This window comes from Bremerella sp. TYQ1 (assembly GCF_020150455.1).
Taxonomy (GTDB): domain Bacteria; phylum Planctomycetota; class Planctomycetia; order Pirellulales; family Pirellulaceae; genus Bremerella; species Bremerella volcania_A.
In genome coordinates this window covers 657,160-675,920 of record NZ_CP083740.1, presented here as the reverse complement: position 1 = coordinate 675,920, position 18,761 = coordinate 657,160, and the positions used below count along the sequence as shown (strand labels likewise).

The window sequence follows — 18,761 nt, the reverse complement described above, 5'->3', positions numbered from 1 at the left end:
CTGGACGTGAATTAGGCGTCGTCCTGTCCGAAATCTAAGTCTGACCCCGCTGGCATGGAGTCACTGTCTGCATCACTGGGTTTTAAATCCAGATCGTCATTCGCAGGGGCCGTATCGACCGGCTGCGAAGGTTGTCCCACCGAGCCTGGTGGCAGGCTCGGCTGCTGAGCTGGCAGCGAAGTTCGCATCGTGCTGCTTCGGCTGGAGGAAGCCCCTGGGGCAACTTCCAATGGAAGCTCTTCGTCTGCACCAAATTCAAAGCGTCGCACGCCGTCTGGGCTAAGCAGGTCCATGGTCCATTCTGGTTCCTGCTCCGCTGGCAATGCACCCATCGTGGGTGAAGTCAGCGAGGCTTGCGAGTTCTTCAAAAAGTCGAGGAAACCACCGCCGGCAGGCTTCTGGTCCTGAGCAACCGCTGGCTGCTTCGGACGATTGTCCATGTTGGGGTCGGCGTTTTCCGTGATGCCCAACAGTTCGGCAATGGTGGCGTCGTCAGTTACGCCAGCTTCGTCGTCTCCGCTTTCATCTGGCGGACGAAGCGACAAGCTCAGGCTTCCCAGTCGCGAGGCAAGCACCAGGATTTCGACCTGCTTCGGCGTGACGAGCAACGAGACCGTTTTGGCGGCGATTGCATCGTCATCGTCAGCATCGCGATGGATTTGTTCGTTCACAGCAAACACGCGGCAATTCGTCAGAATCGTACGTGTCATCTGCTTCTTCTGGCTGCGGTTGTTTTGGTTGGTCACTTGGAGGTAAACCAAAACGTCGACGCGGTCGCCAGGCAGGATCAAACCAGAGGCCGAGCTTTCCGCCGTCACGCGGACGGAGTGAACGCGGTAGCCTTTAGGAATCAGCTTGGAAGCACCTTGGTCTTCGTCGGAACCGAAGAGCTTGCCTTCCAGGATGACTTCGCCGGCAAACAGACGCGAACGAGGACGACGTTCTTCGACGTTCTCGAGTTCACGAATGGCACCTTCTGGAATCTTATCTGCTGGCCATGGTTCCAGCTTGATCATCTCTGGCTTGATCGGTTCGTTGATGTCGATTTCCTCGAGCGCGACGAAGATGTTCTCCATCTCGACTTGAGGTACCGGCTGAGCCGACTGCTGTTCGAGTACCTGGCTGATGCCGATCGAGGCAACGAGCCCGCACCCGAGTGCGATGATGATCAAAATTAGTGATTTAGGACGCATTTGCTTTTCCTTGTTCAGCTAGCCTCCATGCCCGTGACTTGCTAGCTCCTTAGGCCCTTTTTACCGCTCTTGCGATGTATGGGGTTTCATCGGGACACCGTTGTTAGAAGGTGACAACTAACCTTCTTAGTCTCACGATCATTGCGTTTGGCAATTCCCGAATATTCGGAATATTTTGCATCAACGATCATTGAACGGTTTCTCTACGCATGGAGGTCTTCGCTTCCAAGGTTGTTGATCCCAAGTACATGGGAGATGGCAACCAGCTGACCTCGGAAAATGGTATCTGAACAGTTACCGACACGGCCCCACCAAACCCGGCATCTTCCGGCGGGTCTGGCGACACAATGACGTCGGCTCCGTCACTATCGACGGCAGCCGAATCGAGGAAGGACTCTACCGCGGCAACCACTTCGGAAGTTGTCGCTCCGTCCAGGACGGCTCGACGTGCTCCTTCGCGAGAAGCGTTGGTAATCACTTGCTGCACCATCACCATGCGACCGTATTCGATCATCCCGAAAATCAGGAGGAAGAAGAGTGGTGCCACAATGGCAAATTCCACAACAGCCGCCCCTGACCGTTTCAATCGGAATAATCCGCATCTCTTATCAAGGCCGAAATGTCGAGGACGCAAAGTCCGTGGCATTTCGCCCAAATTTACACAATCGGTTGCGCAGTCTGTGCATGCAGCAGGTGTCGGGCTCATACAAGCAGTCCCATCCAGAGGAAGTAACCAATGGTTCCGATGGCGATCGGAATACCGTAGGGGAGCAGAAGCATCGTAGGCTTTCGCTCCGCAGCGATGCTCGCCAACTCGTTGGGATCACGAATGGTCATGATCTCGTTGAGAATGATTCGAGCGTTGTTCGAGTGCTTTTTCCACGCCTTGCGAACGAGGACCATACCGACGGCGAGAACCGCACCGACGATGGCCGAAATGCAGAAAGCGTAGAAGGTGTGCGTGCCATGCATCCAGGCACCAACACCGGCCAGAAGCTTCACGTCGCCGGCACCCATGCCGCCGATCGAGTAGGCCGGAAGCAGCAATGCCAAACCGACGACCGTACCCAGCAAACTCCAGCCTAAACCTTCAAAACCAAATGCGCAGAAGCTGTAAATCCAGCCGCTAGCAACAAACGGGAAGGTGATCCAATTCGGAACTTTTAATTGAATTCCGTCGATGATAGCAGCCACGATTAACGTGATAGTCACGACCCAAACAGGCCAATGTTCCTTAACTGCTTCTGCCAAGCTTACAAAAAGATCCATGACTTTCTCCTCACCTCGCGCGTCTTATGCGAGGCCGACCACTAAATGCGCAAATACAGGGATACCACGACTTGTTTCCGGAAGCTGCGACAGCAGTCTCCGGCACAAAACAGTAGCTCACCCTGGCAACCATGCGGTGTCGGAGACCATATTTTCCCCGATTTCTGCCTATTCCGTGCAGGTTGCAACAGCGCGGTGTATTGTTATTCCCGCCACGACCGGACTAATCCGAAAAAGCGAAAAGCCCCGTAGGTCCCCGTGTAAGGGTGCCCCGGGGCTTTCCAGTGTTTCACGAAAAAACGCGTATGCCGAAAGTGGCACACGCGTTTGAGTGGCGGTTTATACCGCACCACCAGTGGTGTTGGCGGTTTGCATGTCCGTACCAATCTTGGTGAACGTAGCGTTCGCCTGGGTACCGATCGCCGAGATGGCGGACAGACATACGATGACGATCAGAGCCAGCATCACGGCGTATTCAACCGCGGTGGGACCGTCTTCCGATACGAGGAAGTTCTGTACTTTCTGGATGAGACCTTGCATGAGAATTCTCCAACGTTGCCTAAAATCGGCACAATACTAAGGATGCTTACTACCGCTGTTCAACCATGACGAATCCATCACGTTGGTCTGCAAAACTCGGTTGAACGCGGTCCTCTTGGTAATGCCTCAGTCCCATACACAGCCATCAGGAAGTGGACGAAGTCGTCCGGAGTCAACCCTTCGGCAGCCCGGCTACCACACGGATGTGGTCCTTGGCTTTGCGTCCTGGCCTCACGACCAGTTTGCCTTTGTCGGGGGACGTTGGCAGCAGACCTTGCCCGCACACCGGGATCTCGTTTCCCTAAATAAGGTTTTGATGAGTTCCAGATGAGACGAGAAATGTCCGGCAACGAATCCTGTTGCCATCCAGGTGTCGTGCGGTGCACTTGCCTGAACACCTGAAACCTATGTCACGTCTGCTACGTGTCAAATTACGACCTTTAGAAAAACTCGGCGAATCACCAAGAATTTTCCGGTGCGTGCAATAAACCCTGGAAAATACGGCACTTACACGCTTTAAAAAGTGTCCAGCACCAATAAAAAACGCCGCTCACGAAAGCTCGTGGCGGCGTTTTCTAGGGTCATATTGTGCAAGCGGCGACGCTTAATGGGTTCCTTCGGTGGCAGGAACGTCCTCGTCGGCATCCCCATCCGCTTCGTCCACTTTGTCATTAAAGAGGAGACCGAACAGCAGCATCACGACAGCCGACGCAATACAAGGAACCAACCAGAACATTTGCCAGTTGGTGACCGTGACGGCGCCTTCGGTCGTCGTTTGCGATTCAAACAGCCAACCAATGACCTGAGCACCAATCCCGAGCCCCAAACCTTGGGTGACGAGAACCAGGAAGCCTTGAGCCTGGCCTCGGGTCTCTTTGGTGCACTTCTTATCGGTGTAGATAAAGCCGGTCACAAAGAAGAAGTCGTAACAGATACCGTGCAGCAAGATACCGCCGATCACCAGCGGATACGGCAAGTTGCCATCCAAACCTTCGGCACCGGCGAACAAACCATATCGTAGCACCCAAGCAGCCATACCAACGAACAACATCCACTTCACGCCCAAGCGAGCGAAAAAGAGCGGCATCAGCAGCATGAAGATGATTTCCGAGCCCTGCCCCATCGACATAATACTGCCGGGTGCTTCAAAGCCGGTATGCTTCACGAACACAGGAGCAAACGCATAGTAAGCTGCCAGCGGAATACAGATTAGGAACGACCCCAAGATAAAGACGAAGAACGAGCGTTCTTTCATCAGCGACAGGGTATCGGCCCCCACGATCTCGCGGAACGTAACCGCTTTCCCCGCCGAAGGTGGTGGGGTGTGCGGCAGGAAGAAGCTGAAGATACCCAACGCCACGCCGGCAGCCGAGGTGATGTAGAACTGCTGAGCGGTCGTATCCGCACCAAAGATACTGCTGACCGTCAAGTTGGCGACAATCCAACCGATGGTGCCGAACACGCGAATGATCGGAAACTGCGTTTCTTGATCGTCAATGTTCGAGAACGCCAACGTATTGGTTAGCCCCAGCGTCGGCATATAACAGAGAACATGCAGCAGCAACGTCACGATGAACGCCGACGAGTAAATCGTTGTCATGAACGATTCGGGGTCCATGTCTTTCGCGCTGATCGTCACCTCAGCAGCAAACGGGGCGGCCAACATCGCCCCAGCACCAAGCAGGTGCAGCACGGCCAGGACGCGTTCCGAGGCAAAGTAGCGATCCGCGACAAACCCCAGGAAAAATGGTGAAATGATCGCCGCGATCGGAGCCACGGTGTATGCCCAACTAATCTGGTCGGTCATTCCGTTGGCGTCCATATAGTTGCCAACCGTTACGTACCAAGCCCCCCAAACAAAGAATTGGAGGAACATCATCACCGAGAGTCCGATGACTTTGGAATTCAGCATTAACCAGGTCCTTTTAGCGGTTTCTCACGAGGATTAGCTTTTTAACAGGAGGGGTGTTGGGGCTCGATTGTAGCTGAGCTAGCAAGCTTCACAAACCAGGGGGACATGTCCTATTTCGCGCCGCGATACTTTGGGTTCGGCTCCGGCATCTTGGCGTTCATTTCTTTTTGCCAGGTGCGAAGCTTCTCGCGAAGCTGGGTCGTCTTTTCCGGCATCGACTTGCTCAAGTCGTTCTTCTCGCCAGGATCGTCAGCCAGGTTGTACAGTTCGACTTCGTCATATTCGTAAAACTCGATCAGCTTCCAGTCGCCGTCGCGAATCGAAGCGCCTGGCTTCCATGTCGAACCATGGTAGTGCGGGTAATGCCAGTAGAACGTTCGTTTCTCGGCTGGATCATCACCACCAAGCATCGCGACAAGCGACTCGCCATCGGCATGCAACTTCGGCTGCAGTGGCAAGTCGGCAAGTTCCAGCATCGTTGGGAAGAAGTCGGTGCTAACGACCGGCGACTCGGTGCTGCTGCCGGCTTGAGTCACGCCAGGAGCACGAACGATCATCGGACTGCGAACGCCCCCTTCGTACAGCCATCCTTTACCACTACGAAGCGGCAAATTGGAAGTCGGCGCCACGCGGTTTTTGCCCAGCGTGCACAAGCCGCCGTTATCAGAAAAAAAGCAAACCACGGTGTCGTCGTCGAGCTTCAACTCGTCCAGCTTCGCAAGGATATCCCCGACGCTTTGATCGACGGCGGCAACCATCGATGCGTAAGCGGCGTTGTCCTGACGTGCCCGAGACTGCCCTTCATGCTCGGCAATTACCGGCGTTTTGCCTTCGATGTTGCCCTTCTTTGCTTCGAAGTACTCGACGCGTTTCTTATAAGGCTGAATCGGCGTGTGGACATTGTAATAGCAAAGATAAAGGAAAAACGGCTTGGCTTCGTCGCGGTTCTCGAGGAACTTGATCGATTCCTCAGTCAGGCGTTCGGTCAGGTATTCGCCATCTTCCTTTGCTTCGAGCACGGGATTGTTCCACGGTGCGTAATAACCGCCCGGCGGCGAACCACGATCGTGCCCTCCGATATTGATGTCGAACCCTTGGTCGGTGGGCCAATGCCCTTTGTCACCGAGATGCCATTTGCCGGCAAAGAAGGTTTGATACCCCTCCCCTTTCAGCACTTCGGCAATGGTAACTTCTTCTAGGGCGAGATTGTCGCGATCTTCGACTTGGAGAAACTTCCCGGTCCCGCTGTTGCCAGGAATCCAGTCGGTCACATCAACACGAACCGGATGCCGCCCGGTGAGAATTGAGGCCCGCGTCGGCGAGCAGACCGGACAAGCGGTGTAGGCCTGGTAGAACTTCATGCCACTTTTCGCAAAGGCATCTATGTTGGGCGTCTCGTGAAACGTACTGCCGTAGCAGGAAAGATCGGCCCAACCGAGATCGTCGACGAGAAAGAAGACAAAATTCGGCCGCTTCGCTTCGGCAGCATCCAAAGTCGATTCGCCGAAGAGGCCAAGCACCGTCAGGAATAAGGGCAGGAAGAGGAAGACTCGAGTCGTCATGTCGTCTCATCTCCGAGGGGGTGGGATTTGCGTCGCCAACAGGCCGGCGCGTTTCAATTTGCGCAGGCCGATGTTCGAGCATAATCGGAAACGAGACGAGAATCACCCAGGCTAGACCGAAGTTTTCGCCACGGGACCGGCCTGACGGACGTCTTCACTCACGCCAGAACTGTAGTTCTGAAAATTATCAATAAATAGTGACGCCAGCTTGGCAGCCGTTTGATCGTAGGCCGCAGGATCGCTCCACGTCCCCTTCGGATTCAAGATTTCTGCCGGAACGCCTGGGCATTCTTGCAGGACGTGAATGCCAAAGACCGGATCTTCAGCTGTTGGGGCATTGGCCAGTTCACCGCTGTGAATGGCGTCGATGATGGCTCGGGTATATTTCAGCTTGATCCGCGACCCGGCACCATGGGCTCCGCCGGTCCAGCCGGTGTTCACCAGCCAAACGTTGGCGTTATGCTTTTCCAGTTTTTCAGCCAACAGCTCGGCATATTTGCCAGGATGCCAAACCAAAAACGGCCCGCCGAAGCAAGGACTGAACGTCGCTTGTGGCTCCGTCACTCCAACTTCCGTCCCCGCAATCTTAGCGGTGTAGCCGGAGATAAAGTGATACATCGCCTGGGCCGAAGTGAGCTTGCTTACCGGAGGCAGCACGCCAAACGCGTCGCATGTCAGGAAGATCACGTCGGTCGGATGACCGGCCACGCAAGGGATCTTCGCGTTGCGGATGAACTCGATCGGATACGCACCACGGGTATTTTGCGTGATGCTGGTATCGGTGAAGTCGACGTGGTGGTCTTCTTTGTCGTAGACCACGTTTTCCAGCACCGAACCAAACCGCAGGGCCTGGAAGATTTCTGGCTCGTTGTCCGGCGTCAGATCGATTGCTTTGGCGTAGCAACCCCCTTCAATATTAAAGACGCCATCATCGCTCCAGCAATGTTCGTCGTCGCCAATCAACAGTCGCTTCGGATCGGCCGAAAGAGTCGTTTTCCCGGTGCCGGATAGACCGAACAAGATGCTGCTGCGGTCCGAGCCTGGCTCGGTGGTCGCGCTGCAGTGCATTGATAGGACGCCTTGCTTGGGCATGTAATAGTTCATCATCGTGAACACGCCCTTCTTCATTTCTCCGGCGTATTCCGTCCCCAGGATGACCATCTCGCGGTCTTCCAAGTTGACGTCGACGCTTGTCTTCGACGTCATGCCAGGCGTATGTCGGTTGGCGGGAAAACGCCCGGCGTTGTAGATCACCACGTCTGGCTCGCCGAAGTTTTGCAGCTCTTCGTGGGTTGGGCGAATGAGCATCGTGTGCATGAACAACGCGTGGTACGGACGCGAGCAAATCACACGAATCTTCAGCCGATACTTCGGGTCCCACCCGGCAAACGCATCGACCACATACAGCTTTTTACGGGTGTTGAGATAATCTTTCGCACGCTCGAGATTGATGCGATAGGTATGGTCTTCGATCGGGATATTGATCGGTCCCCACCAGACGTCATTCTTCGACTCTTCCGATTCGACAACGCGTTTGTCTTTCGGCGAACGGCCTGTTTTTTCGCCGCTGTAGGCAATCAAAGCCCCGGAATCGGCGATGGCGGCGTCTTCTTCGTCGCGAATCGCTTCTTCGTAAAGGGTCGAAGGCGCCATGTTTCGGCGAACGTCTTCGACATCGATATCCAATCCTTTTAAATCGATACTACTCATCGCTGCACCACTTCGTTGGGAGAAAAGACCCTTCACCAAGGCATCTTTCCGTATTCTACCCGGTTTCCCCCACGACGCGACCCCGACCGCGGCGCAGCAAAAAAGCGGCCCGGCGTTTTCCGACAGGCCGCTTGTTAAAATGCGCGAAATGGTCGCGTTGCTGCGTTAATTGGAACCGATCCGGCTCACGTGATGATCTCGTGAATCGGTTCGGTGTGTTCGACGCCGACCAGCTTCTGATCCAAGCCGCTATAGAAGTAGCTCAAGTGGTTCGGGTCGAGTCCCAACTGATTCAAGATGGTCGCGTGAATTCGGCGAACATGCAGCGGATTCTCCACCGCTTCAGCGCCCAGTTCATCGGTCGCCCCGTACGAGACGCCACCCTTGATGCCGCCACCAGCCATCCACATGGTGAAGCCGTACGAGTTGTGATCTCGTCCGGTACCCTTTTCGTATTCGGCGGTAGGCTGACGACCGAACTCACCACCCCAGACAATCAGCGTATCGTCCAGCATGCCCTTACGCTTCAGGTCTTTAATCAGACCGGCGATCGGCTTGTCGGTACGACCGGCGTGGTAGTTGTGGTTCTTTTCCAAGTCGCCGTGGGCGTCCCAGTTGTTGTCGTTGTGGTGACCGCCGGAATAAAGCTGAACAAAACGAACGCCACGTTCGACCAATCGGCGAGCCATCAAACAACGACGACCGAATTCTTCCGTCTCCGGATTGTCCATGCCGTACAACTGCTTGGTGTCTTCCGATTCGGTATTCAAGTCGACCGCTTCCGGGGCATGTTCCTGCATGCGGTAAGCCAGTTCGTAGCTCGCAATCCGTGACGACAATTCGGTGTTGTCGCTGCGGGCCTCGAAGTGCTGCTGGTTGGCTTCCTTCATCGCATCCAAGATTCGCCGTTGAGCGGCACGCGTCATTCCATCCGGCGTAGCCAGGTCGATAATGGGAGCACCCTTGCTGCGGAAGATCGTTCCCTGGTAGTTCGCCGGCATGAAGCCGCACGTCCAGTTCTTTGCACCACTGATCGGACCGCCGCTAGGGTCCAGCATGACCACATAGCCAGGCAGGTTTTGATTGACCGTCCCCAAGCCGTAGTTGACCCATGAACCGAGCGTTGGATATCCGCTGAGGATTCGCCCCGAGTTCATCATCAACATGGCCGAACCATGAATAGGTGAGTCGGCCTGACACGACTTCAGGAAGGCGATGTCATCGACACAAGTCGCCAAGTGAGGGAACAAGTCGGAAACCCACTGCCCTGATTCGCCATACTGCTTGAAGTTCCACTTCGGACCGACGACGCGGCCTTCATTCTTTTCGCCGCCACGACCCTTGGTTTTCACAGGGACCGTTTTACCGTCCAGTCCGTACAGTTTCGGCTTGTAGTCGAACGTATCGACATGGCTCGGACCGCCATACATGAACAGGAAGATGACGTTCTTGGCTTTGCCTTCGAACATCGGCTGTTTAGCAGCCAGCGGATTATCGAACGCGCTGACGCCATCGGCAGCCATCGCCTGGTTCGCGAGGAAGCCATCCTTGGCCAGCATGTAGGTGAGTGCAAGCCCAGGGAACTTCGCCCCTGCGTTCCACAAAAACTCTCGCCGGGTATTGCCACAATAGCTGGACTTCGGCATTTCCGAGTTTGACATGATTACCCTTCCTTCCAATATGTTTCATTCACTGAATTAACGTCCGACAGAAAACCGTCGTGCGTTAGTCCAGGAAGAAGAATTCATTCAAGTTAATCAGCATCAAGCAGTACAAGTCGAAAGCCCGTTGGTCATCGAGACCGTGGTCTTTCTGCAAATCGCTCATTAGCGAGATGCCGATCTTCACGTCTTGATCGTTTGCTTCGCGAGCCATAGCGAACTGGATCGCTTCGCGGATCTTGTCTTCCTGCGAAGTCGCGCCTGTCTCTCGCACTCGCTTGGCCAGTTCAGACGCTTGCTGATTGGCAAAGTGGCCGTTGATCATGCCCAATGCCTGAGCCGGCTGCGTGGTGACGAAACGTTCTTCGCACGGAGCATCCGTTTCTGGGAAGTCGAAGCTGGACAGGATTGGCGTGACCAGCGATCGTTTCACATGAATGTACACGGCTCGGCGAGCTTGCTCTTCGTAGGACGAATTGCCCCAGCCATCGCCAGGCTTCGACTGACCGGCCATCACTTCCGCGGAAATCTGCGGGTAAAAGCCATGCCCATACATCTTGTCGTTCAGTCGACCGTTGACCGCGAGAATCGAGTCACGGACTTCTTCGGCAGTCAAACGACGCGAGTTGAATCGCCAGAACAATTCGTTAGCAGGATCTTCAGCGAGCCCTTTTTCGGCACCCGCGGACGACATCTGATAGGCAGACGATAGCATCATCAGTCGCTGCATGTGCTTGATGTCCCAGCCACTGTCGATGAACTCTTGCGTGAGCCAATCGAGCAGGAGCGGATGCGTAGGCGGAGTACCTAGTTGACCAAAGTTGCTCGAAGATCGAACCAGGCCGCGTCCAAACTGGAACTGCCACAATCGGTTCACCATGACGCGAGCCGTCATCAGGTTCTCTTCCGAAGCAATCCACTTGGCGAGCACTAAGCGGCGACCGGACGTTTCCTGCTGCTCCGATGGCTCCGGCACAACTGGCTTGGCCACTTTGAAGAACTTCGGAAAGTTGGGTTCGACCACATCCCCAGGAACGTGCGGATTGCCACGCATCATGATGGTCGTTTCCGGCGGTTGCTTGTTCGCCTTATTCACAGCGAGAGCAAATTCTCGTGCCGGCAAATACTTTTCTTTGTCATGAATCGCGTCGAGTTGTCGTTTCAACTCGGCATATTCCGACGCTTCGTTCGGAACGAGTTCCGCGATGCGTTCGTCCATCCGTTCACGACGTCGGTCTGGATTACGCTGGTTGCGAACCTCGCGATGTTCTTCACGTGGCAGTTGATCGATCGCTGCCGAAACGATTTCGTTCAAGCGTTTCTCGACCGCTTCGCGTTCCCGACGATGATTCTCGTGGGCCGAGATCACCTCTTGTGGCGAGATCTCTCGTTGGCTGAATGATACGTCCCCACGATTTCCGTAAGGCTTCATTCCGCGGAAGAACGAAAGGAACTCGTAGTAGTTGGCCTGACTGATCGGATCGATCTTGTGATCGTGACAACGTGCACAACCAATCGTCACGCCGAGGAACGTCTTACTGGTGGTCGAGATAATGTCGTCGTACTGATCGTATTCGTGCAGCAGCGGATCGGCAGGTTCGTCGTCCCACACACCCAGTTTGTAGTAGCCGGTTGCGATGATCGATTCCGGCGTTGGGTTTTCGATTTCGTCGCCGGCAAGCTGCTCGATAATGAACTGATCGTACGGCTTGTTTTCGTTGAACGAACGGATGACGTAGTCGCGGTACTTCCAAGCGTTTGGCTTCACGCCGTCACGCTCGTAGCTGTTCGTTTCGGCAAAACGAACCAAGTCGAGCCAGTGCCGCCCCCACTTCTCGCCGTAATGCTCCGAAGCGAGCAGCTTGTCGACCAGGTTCTTCCATGCGTCCGGCGAATCATCTTTTTCGAACGCTTCAATCTCTTCCTTCGTCGGCGGCAACCCGGTCAGGTTGTAATAGGCCCGACGAATGAGAGTTCGCTTCGATGCTTTCGCGTTCGGCTCTAAACCGTTCTCTTCGAGCCGGGCGAGGATGAACTGGTCGATTGGGTTTTGGACCCAGTCTTTGTGATTCGTTGCTGGTGGTTCGGGGTCGGAAACAGGCTCAAATGCCCAGTGGCCTTGGTATTGGGCCCCTTCTTCGATCCATTTCTTAAGGATGGCGACCTCTTCCGGTTTGACCGGCTTCCCTTCGGGGGGCATCTTCTCGAACTCGTCGTGCGAGACAATTCGACGGATGAGCTCGCTTTCTTCGACATTTCCCGGCACGACTGCCAACATGCCGGAATCCGATTCCCCGGTCGCGCTCTCGCGTTCGTCCAGGCGCAAACCACTTTCCTGCTCGCCTGGTCCATGACAAGCGAAACACTTTTTCGCCAGGATCGGTTTGACGTCGCGATTAAATTTGATGGTCGGTTGCGACTCTTCCTGAGCCTGTGCCGCGGAGGCAATCCATAGCCCCAGAAGACACACCAACGCAGTCGCTGGGAACCGCCTAGCATTACGTAAGTAGAGCATTTGCAATAACTTATAGCGTTGTTTTGGTAGGACGTTACCTTGGCGAAAAGCTATTCGCGCGGACAAGGCATCGCTAAAATTAGGAGAAGCTTTACTGCATCATCCCCCTTATTCTTCTCGTTGTGCCAAGCGGAATCAATGAGATTTACCGAAAACGTTTTGAGAGCCTTTTCCGACACGCTATCACCGCTTCTTTCTTGACTTACGAACGCTGCCGGATTCCCCGGCATGGCTCACTTTTCCCAGACTTTTCGAGGAAACTAGAGGAGAAAGAAATTCCCAAAAAATTTGTCTCAGGATTTGACTGATGATTGCGTTTGAGAATCATTTCGGCCCATAATGGGGTTCTTCCTGACAACAAACCTCATCACAGCCTGAGCCCCTTTTCTATGCAACGTCGCCGCGTCATGCTTATCGTCGAGACTTCGCTCGTCTACGGTCGCGAAGTCCTTCGTGGTATCAACCGCTATGTGGTCGCTAACGAGCCTTGGTCGATGTTTGTCGATCTTCGCGAACTCGCTTACCGCCCCCCCGCTTGGCTTGAAAACTGGGACGGCGACGGAATTATTACCCGCAGCACCACGCCGCAGTTGGCCGAACAACTAAAGGCGTGGAACATCCCCACGGTCGACCTTACCGATATCTACGGGGACCAAGGGCTCCCTCACATCGGCACCGATCACGAAGCGGTCGGTCGTATGGGAGCCGCTCACTTGTTGGAACGTGGCTTTCGCTACTTCGCTTTCTGCGGTTTTAGTGGTCACAATTGGTCCACCCGGCGGTACCACGGCTTTAAAGATGCCATCGAGAAGACGGCCGGTCCGGTCGAATTGCTCGAGGGCCCCTGGGATAGCTCCTCGGCGCTTACCTGGGAACAGCAGCAAGCCCAGCTTTGCGACTGGCTACGCGGGCTACCTCGGCCGATCGGCATCATGGCCTGCAACGACATGCGCGGGCAGCATGTGCTGGACGCCTGCCGACGCATCAACGCCGCCGTTCCGGAAGAAGTTGCCGTCATCGGGGTCGATAACGACGAACTAGTCTGCGAGCTGTGCGACCCTCCCCTTTCCAGCGTGATGCCCAATCCACAGCGTATCGGTTTCGAAGCCGCTGCCCTGCTCGATCGGCTGATGAAGGGTGAAGAACCAACCCAAATGAGCAAGCTGGTCGAGCCGCTCGGCATCGTTACCCGGCAGTCGACCGACGTGCTCGCCATCGAAGACCCGCTTGTTGCCTCCGCGGTGAAATACATCCGCCAGCATGCGTGCGACGGTATTTCGGTGGTCGATGTTCTGCAGCATGTCCCAGTCTCGCGAAGCATCTTGGAACGTCGTTTCCGGAAATTCATCGGCCGCAGTCCGCAAGCCGAGATCCGCAACGTCCAGCTCAAAAGGGTCAAGCAGCTGCTTCGTGAAACCGATCTGCCGCTGGAACGAATCGCCGGGCTGTCAGGCTACGACCATCCAGAATACATGAGCGTCGTCTTCAAGCGTGAACTGGGCCAAACGCCTGGCCAGTACCGAACTCAAAACGTCAAAGGAGCCTCCCGCCGATTCCGGTAACAAAGGCTCTCACTCCGCACGACTAATTGAGCTTCTTAACCCGAATTCGCACACGATACCAACAACACTCTGCGAGAACTCGTTAACTATTCCTAGCAATGTACGCGCAAACTCCGGTATAATAGCTGGCTGGCGGAACCTAGATCCGCATCTTAACAAGCTTCCACCGACGAAGCCTCAGTTCCCCCGCCATCCGATTCAACCAACCACTCGCGCACCCTGCGCAATTGCTCGTAAAAGCAAGGTTTCTCCCATGCGCGAATGCTACCCTCAGAAACTGATAGATTCTCTAGGGGCCATTCCGTCGTCTTCGTCGGCATGGTTGCGCGAGAGTCACAACGAAAGAAATAACTCGCCGTCTCGCTTTCAACCAGCATGGGAATGCGATTGAAAGCTCTCTAAAATTCACATGCCTACGAAGACGAAGGCATGGCACCCAGGCTTGTCGAATGGAATCGTTTGCAGGCAATTTATGGGGCCACTTTCGTCAAGCGAACCATGAAGTTACTCATGTCAAACGGCGATCACCAGCGTTACCACCTCTCGGTGTCCAAACGATGACCGCACTCACCAGAAAACAAGAAGACCAAAATCGTTTGTTGTCACGCGTTAGGTGCTAAAGTTGGCATCATAGCGTTAGTCACTACTTGAGCCGGGCAGTTCGCTTCCAAAACGTTTGTGAATAAACGACAAATGACGTGCCATTGCCAACGGAAGCACTACGCCATTTAACATGCTCATTACGAACGCTGCAATCCAGGCCATATATTCTATTACGGATACGTAACCGTCGCCATCATGCCCCTGCATTCTTATGTCATGAAATCTCAGCCCACAATAGACGCATCCTACTGACCCAACAAACGTACTAGTACAGAAAAAGACGATATACGGCAAAGAAAACGTCGTTTTATTTAACTTAACGTCTTGGTGAGACATTTGGAGTTCTATTTATGACGATTGGCAGTCGGATATGTATCGACGCGTGTATCTCGGCGTCACGACAATAGTATTTTACCGCTGTATTGTTGCGAATATTACATGTGTCGAGTAATTGCAATCACGGCACGGACGACGCCAAGCGAACCGTGAATTTACTTTTGGCATGAGGCGACACGACGCGCTGAAATCTTATTCCGAAGATACCGGAACACTTTGCATAAAATGGTAAACGTCGCTCGGATCTGAAATCTGACTCATATGCTCAACTTGCTTACGAGTCATTATCCGAAAAAGTTCGTGACCATCGAGCGTTTTCAAAAGGACCTCAAATAGGCCATCCTTTTTAGCTATTGGCGCCACATTTACAATAAGCGGTAGTACTCCTGCGTTAGGACTCGTAGCTTCGTGGCAACTATCACACCACACAATGTACTCATTTTGTTGAAATGACATATGATCTTTGCTGACCAATACTATGTCCCGGGATTGAGAAAGGCTCAATTTTTCTGCGGCTGTTTTGGCAAGCGTCCACCATGACTCGTCTCCATCACTCTCTTCTATCAATTGAGTCAATGTGATTGACAATTCAACGAGAGTATTGTGTCTGTTCAGCCGAGGAATTGTCCTCGAATTGACTTCATTATTACACGCCACACATGCCATTTGCAGAAGCAACGTTAGACCCAAGAGGTGCGATGTACTTGATCGAATATCCATGTTATAGCCTTGAGCAGGGCCATCTGTACAGCGACCCGTGACCTGTGCCCCTCACTTAATCTTTGCGCATTTTTTAGCAGGAAGTGGTTGAGGAACGGACCTCCGGGTAATGTCGAGGTAGCCGTGTTCCACAAGAACATGGCGGACAGCTCGACGGTGATGGATCGCTAATAACATATCGGTCAGTGCATCCCCGCGGGTGCATGATTCATGGTTCAGTTCTCGTTCGTATTGTAGACCAGCGGCGCGGAACGTGTCACGCTCGATGTGATTGATGGGGACGCGAGCCTGGGTGCCATGCCGTCGTCTTCGTCGGCATGCGGCTTCGGTCGCAAGAATGCATCGACACGGCAAGAGAAACTTGGGGCTCTCGTTATTTTGTCGTAGTAATTCCCAAGGCAGTTGATTCTGTTCCGCTTCAACGTTAAACGTTACGATTGTGCAACGGCCAGCCTGCTTCTAAACTCCCGAGTTCGGCAATGGCAGACAGGCTCCTCGGAACGGCTACTTGACGACCCACGAAAGAACACCGTTCCCTTTTATTCCCGATACCCCATCCAGAGGAACGCCGTACGTTGACAGAATCCGATTTTCATCGCGACCCTAACAAGACCATTTGGGAACCGCTGCCGCGCAGCCAATGTCCTCGACTTGCATCGGCCGGGGCGACTTTCGCAGGCTTCTTGATGGTTGGCCTGCTCTTCGGCGGGCTGATTTTGTCGGTAGTCCTCTGTGCGATGGTGCTGGACCGCCCAGCCCCCTTGTTCAAAGATCCGGTTTGGTGGGTGATGGCCCCCATGATGACATTGGGACCGCCGATTCTCTTGGAGTGGTACTTGAGTAAGCGACACCGCGGCAAGCGACTGTCGATAGATCAAGAGGAGGTTTGTTTTGGTAGCTCCAGCGTCAGACTGACCGATTTAAAGAGTATTTCAACGGGCCAGTTTCAAGGTTTCATGGAACGCAACTTTTCGACCTTAGAAAAGGCGGCCGTCATCGCTTCAAACCCGATAACGGCCTCGCATACAATAAAAGGGGCCCAAGCTGGCAGACAAAAACTGCGAGACTACAGCCTGACCCTGACCAAACAGGATGGCAAACAGATCCACTGGATCGGCGCACTGGCCTATTTCCAGGAAGAAGACATCAAGGCGTTCTTTCAAACGCTGCTGGAGCGAAAGCCTGATCTCGAGCTACAGGCAAAACCAAGCGACGCTTGATGACCTCAGTCCCCATTTCTTTCCAACCGCTGTCCTCAGCTTGTTGCGGGTGGGACGACCGAGGGCCTGGTGGAAGCCGTGCCCATTGAACCTGCTCGCGAGTGCCGTAGGATGGCTACTGGTGTCTTCGTCGGTTAGCCATCTACATGCTAAAGACACAGAGGCAGACGATTGGCAAGCCGCAGTTGTAACACACAGCCAAAAAGACCCCGTCTCCGTTATTCCCCAAGTTACCGTTTTCCGATAGTGCCTAGTATCAATTTATGCGTTAAGCCAAATGAAGTTGTCCGTTGATGAAGAAGAGAAAGAAACAGCCGACAATAACTCTACAAGGCTCAACCGTCTTTTGATTGCTAAGGGTCTTGGCGTTTTGTTCGGCTTTACGGTAATTGCTTGGTGCACATACTCTTTATTTTTCGCGGGCGTGAATCCGGGCCCTACTTTCGTTGACGAAATTCGAGTCGGGAAGTTTACCGAGGCCGATATCAAATCCATCGAGATCCTAAAATTTGATCCTGGAGCTGGGTGGCCGTTTACCGAATCTGAATATTCTCAAAAGGCTTCCAAACGACTTGGACCTGCTGCCACCAAGCAGTTAATCGGACTCCTCAGAACTTCATCTACTGAAGGGCACAAACATCGAAATCACCCGGCAACGTTTTACTATGGCATTTTTCGCATAAACATGGTTCAAGGGGGTCACTTTTATGTCTTCTATCACCTCGGATATTACGACAAACGCTACTATGTCTACTTAGACGCCAATTCCAAAAACAGTACAAATCCTAATGGTGCCGATGCGTACGAAAACATACCGCTTGCCGATTTTCTAAAAAGAAATGACCCTTGGTATCGTGACATTGACTCGCCGATGATACAGCAACGTGCAAGCTTTCCCGATCACCTTCCATAGGGCGAAGAAACGGGGACGGGGTCTTTTTAGTAGACTGCCGTAGGGTGGCTACCGGTGTGGTCGTCGGTTGGCCATCTTCATCCTAAGGCCACAGAGGCAGACGATTGGCAAGCCTTCGTACCGAATAGTGTTGCCCCGTTCCCTTTTCTTAACCACCTCGCTCCACTTATATCGCAAATGCAGGATAGGCGATGAAATTCTGGCGCAGTAGTGTACTGTCACAAATTGTTTTCTGTTGTTGCATTTCGCTTTTCACAGGATGTGATGGATGCGATTCAAAACGTTCCATAGGTGCGTTCTCGGGCCCAGCAACCCAGGACGATGGGCTAAATAAGTTTATGGATGGTCCAGAATTAGATCAGCTGACAAACGAGTATGCTGATATAGCATTCTTCGATATGACTCATGAGTCATACATGATGATTAGGGATGCTCTGTCTCAAAAGCATGGAGAAATTGACACGAATCTGTCTGCCATAAGAATCAGGAGAAGCAAAAACGATCACGTTGTAAGGCATGTCGGCACGATTACGGCCTCCGCGGCAGGCAAAGATCCATGGGACGTGTCATTCGATTTCCATTTCCTGAGGACCATGGAAAACAACAGTGTCAGTAACGCGTGTATTTACGCCGAAATGGGAGGTGATGTTCTTCTTGATAGGCGCGAGGACCATGCGGTTGTTGAAACGCTTAACAGAATAAATAGCAGTCTGGGAACACGTCAGAACTGATGTTCTTCCCGAGTAATGCGTCACCCACTGGGTAACGACGGATAATCGAGCTGTTTTCGCCGAGCTTTCGGTACCAGACGGCGATCAAAATCGAGTGAAACGTCGCCCATCCGCTCACTCTAGTCATCTTCTGACGGATAGTAATGCCTAATGGCAATTCCGTCCTCTTCGTCGGCAGCGGATTTTCTGTCGATGGGAATTTGCGTCTTCGATCGTTGGGTACCGGGTCAGCGATTTCTTCGGTGAATCAACGAGTCGATTGACGATCATGCGTCGCTTCTGTTTCTCGCGGCGAATCTGCCCCAGGGTGACTC

12 protein-coding genes and 1 riboswitch are annotated in these 18,761 nt (G+C 53.6%); of the genes, 3 read left to right on the top strand and 9 right to left on the bottom strand.

Annotated features, from left to right (window positions below):
- Positions 1 to 11: 11 nt before the first annotated feature.
- The 9 genes from cpaB to LA756_RS02475 all read right to left on the bottom strand — a co-directional run bounded on the left by cpaB (position 12) and on the right by LA756_RS02475 (position 12,317).
- Positions 12 to 1,193, bottom strand: a complete 1,182-nt coding sequence (gene cpaB / locus LA756_RS02515) for a Flp pilus assembly protein CpaB (RefSeq protein ID WP_224438310.1) — start codon at positions 1,191 to 1,193, stop codon at positions 12 to 14.
- Between the two features lie 187 nt (positions 1,194 to 1,380).
- Positions 1,381 to 1,740 carry a TadE/TadG family type IV pilus assembly protein gene (locus tag LA756_RS02510; protein ID WP_261362080.1) on the bottom strand — a complete coding sequence of 120 codons (360 nt, stop codon included), beginning with the start codon at positions 1,738 to 1,740 and terminating at the stop codon, positions 1,381 to 1,383.
- 155 nt (positions 1,741 to 1,895) lie between these two features.
- On the bottom strand, positions 1,896 to 2,462 hold the full coding sequence (locus LA756_RS02505) for a prepilin peptidase (protein ID WP_224438308.1): 567 nt from the start codon (positions 2,460 to 2,462) through the stop codon (positions 1,896 to 1,898).
- Positions 2,463 to 2,801: 339 nt separating this feature from the next.
- Positions 2,802 to 3,002, bottom strand: coding sequence for a Flp family type IVb pilin (locus LA756_RS02500; protein WP_224438307.1), 201 nt, complete (start codon positions 3,000 to 3,002; stop codon positions 2,802 to 2,804).
- A 179-nt stretch (positions 3,003 to 3,181) separates the two neighbouring features.
- Positions 3,182 to 3,259, bottom strand: a riboswitch (cyclic di-GMP riboswitch).
- A 347-nt stretch (positions 3,260 to 3,606) separates the two neighbouring features.
- A complete protein-coding gene (locus LA756_RS02495) occupies positions 3,607 to 4,914 on the bottom strand; it encodes an MFS transporter (RefSeq protein WP_224438306.1) in 1,308 nt (435 codons plus the stop codon).
- A 110-nt stretch (positions 4,915 to 5,024) separates the two neighbouring features.
- Entirely contained in the window at positions 5,025 to 6,476 is a 1,452-nt protein-coding gene (locus LA756_RS02490) for a sulfatase (protein WP_224438305.1), read from the bottom strand.
- Positions 6,477 to 6,587: 111 nt separating this feature from the next.
- Positions 6,588 to 8,186, bottom strand: a complete 1,599-nt coding sequence (pckA, locus tag LA756_RS02485) for a phosphoenolpyruvate carboxykinase (ATP) (protein ID WP_224438304.1) — start codon at positions 8,184 to 8,186, stop codon at positions 6,588 to 6,590.
- 185 nt (positions 8,187 to 8,371) lie between these two features.
- Positions 8,372 to 9,847 (bottom strand): DUF1501 domain-containing protein, encoded by a 1,476-nt coding sequence (locus tag LA756_RS02480; protein ID WP_224438303.1) that lies wholly within the window; start codon positions 9,845 to 9,847, stop codon positions 8,372 to 8,374.
- Positions 9,848 to 9,911: 64 nt separating this feature from the next.
- Entirely contained in the window at positions 9,912 to 12,317 is a 2,406-nt protein-coding gene (locus LA756_RS02475; RefSeq protein WP_224440460.1) for a PSD1 and planctomycete cytochrome C domain-containing protein, read from the bottom strand.
- Positions 12,318 to 12,751: 434 nt separating this feature from the next.
- Between LA756_RS02475 and LA756_RS02470 the strand changes: the two genes are divergently transcribed.
- The 3 genes from LA756_RS02470 to LA756_RS02460 all read left to right on the top strand — a co-directional run bounded on the left by LA756_RS02470 (position 12,752) and on the right by LA756_RS02460 (position 17,716).
- A complete protein-coding gene (locus LA756_RS02470; protein ID WP_224438302.1) occupies positions 12,752 to 13,924 on the top strand; it encodes a DNA-binding transcriptional regulator in 1,173 nt (390 codons plus the stop codon).
- Between the two features lie 2,345 nt (positions 13,925 to 16,269).
- The gene (locus tag LA756_RS02465; RefSeq protein WP_224438301.1) at positions 16,270 to 16,803 is read left to right on the top strand and encodes a hypothetical protein; all 534 of its coding nucleotides are present in this window, start codon (positions 16,270 to 16,272) and stop codon (positions 16,801 to 16,803) included.
- A 277-nt stretch (positions 16,804 to 17,080) separates the two neighbouring features.
- Complete coding sequence (locus LA756_RS02460) at positions 17,081 to 17,716, top strand: hypothetical protein (protein ID WP_224438300.1); 636 nt, start codon at positions 17,081 to 17,083, stop codon at positions 17,714 to 17,716.
- Positions 17,717 to 18,761: the final 1,045 nt, after the last annotated feature.

Bases quoted from the DNA above. Each gene is read 5' to 3' on its own strand.
- cpaB (WP_224438310.1), bottom strand. From the start codon at position 1,193: ATGCGTCCTAAATCACTAATTTTGATCATCATCGCACTCGGGTGCGGG.
- LA756_RS02505 (WP_224438308.1), bottom strand. From the start codon at position 2,462: ATGGATCTTTTTGTAAGCTTGGCAGAAGCAGTTAAGGAACATTGGCCT.
- LA756_RS02500 (WP_224438307.1), bottom strand. From the start codon at position 3,002: ATGCAAGGTCTCATCCAGAAAGTACAGAACTTCCTCGTATCGGAAGAC.
- LA756_RS02495 (WP_224438306.1), bottom strand. From the start codon at position 4,914: ATGCTGAATTCCAAAGTCATCGGACTCTCGGTGATGATGTTCCTCCAA.
- LA756_RS02490 (WP_224438305.1), bottom strand. From the start codon at position 6,476: ATGACGACTCGAGTCTTCCTCTTCCTGCCCTTATTCCTGACGGTGCTT.
- pckA (WP_224438304.1), bottom strand. From the start codon at position 8,186: ATGAGTAGTATCGATTTAAAAGGATTGGATATCGATGTCGAAGACGTT.
- LA756_RS02480 (WP_224438303.1), bottom strand. From the start codon at position 9,847: ATGTCAAACTCGGAAATGCCGAAGTCCAGCTATTGTGGCAATACCCGG.
- LA756_RS02470 (WP_224438302.1), top strand. From the start codon at position 12,752: ATGCAACGTCGCCGCGTCATGCTTATCGTCGAGACTTCGCTCGTCTAC.
- LA756_RS02465 (WP_224438301.1), top strand. From the start codon at position 16,270: ATGGTTGGCCTGCTCTTCGGCGGGCTGATTTTGTCGGTAGTCCTCTGT.
- LA756_RS02460 (WP_224438300.1), top strand. From the start codon at position 17,081: ATGAAGTTGTCCGTTGATGAAGAAGAGAAAGAAACAGCCGACAATAAC.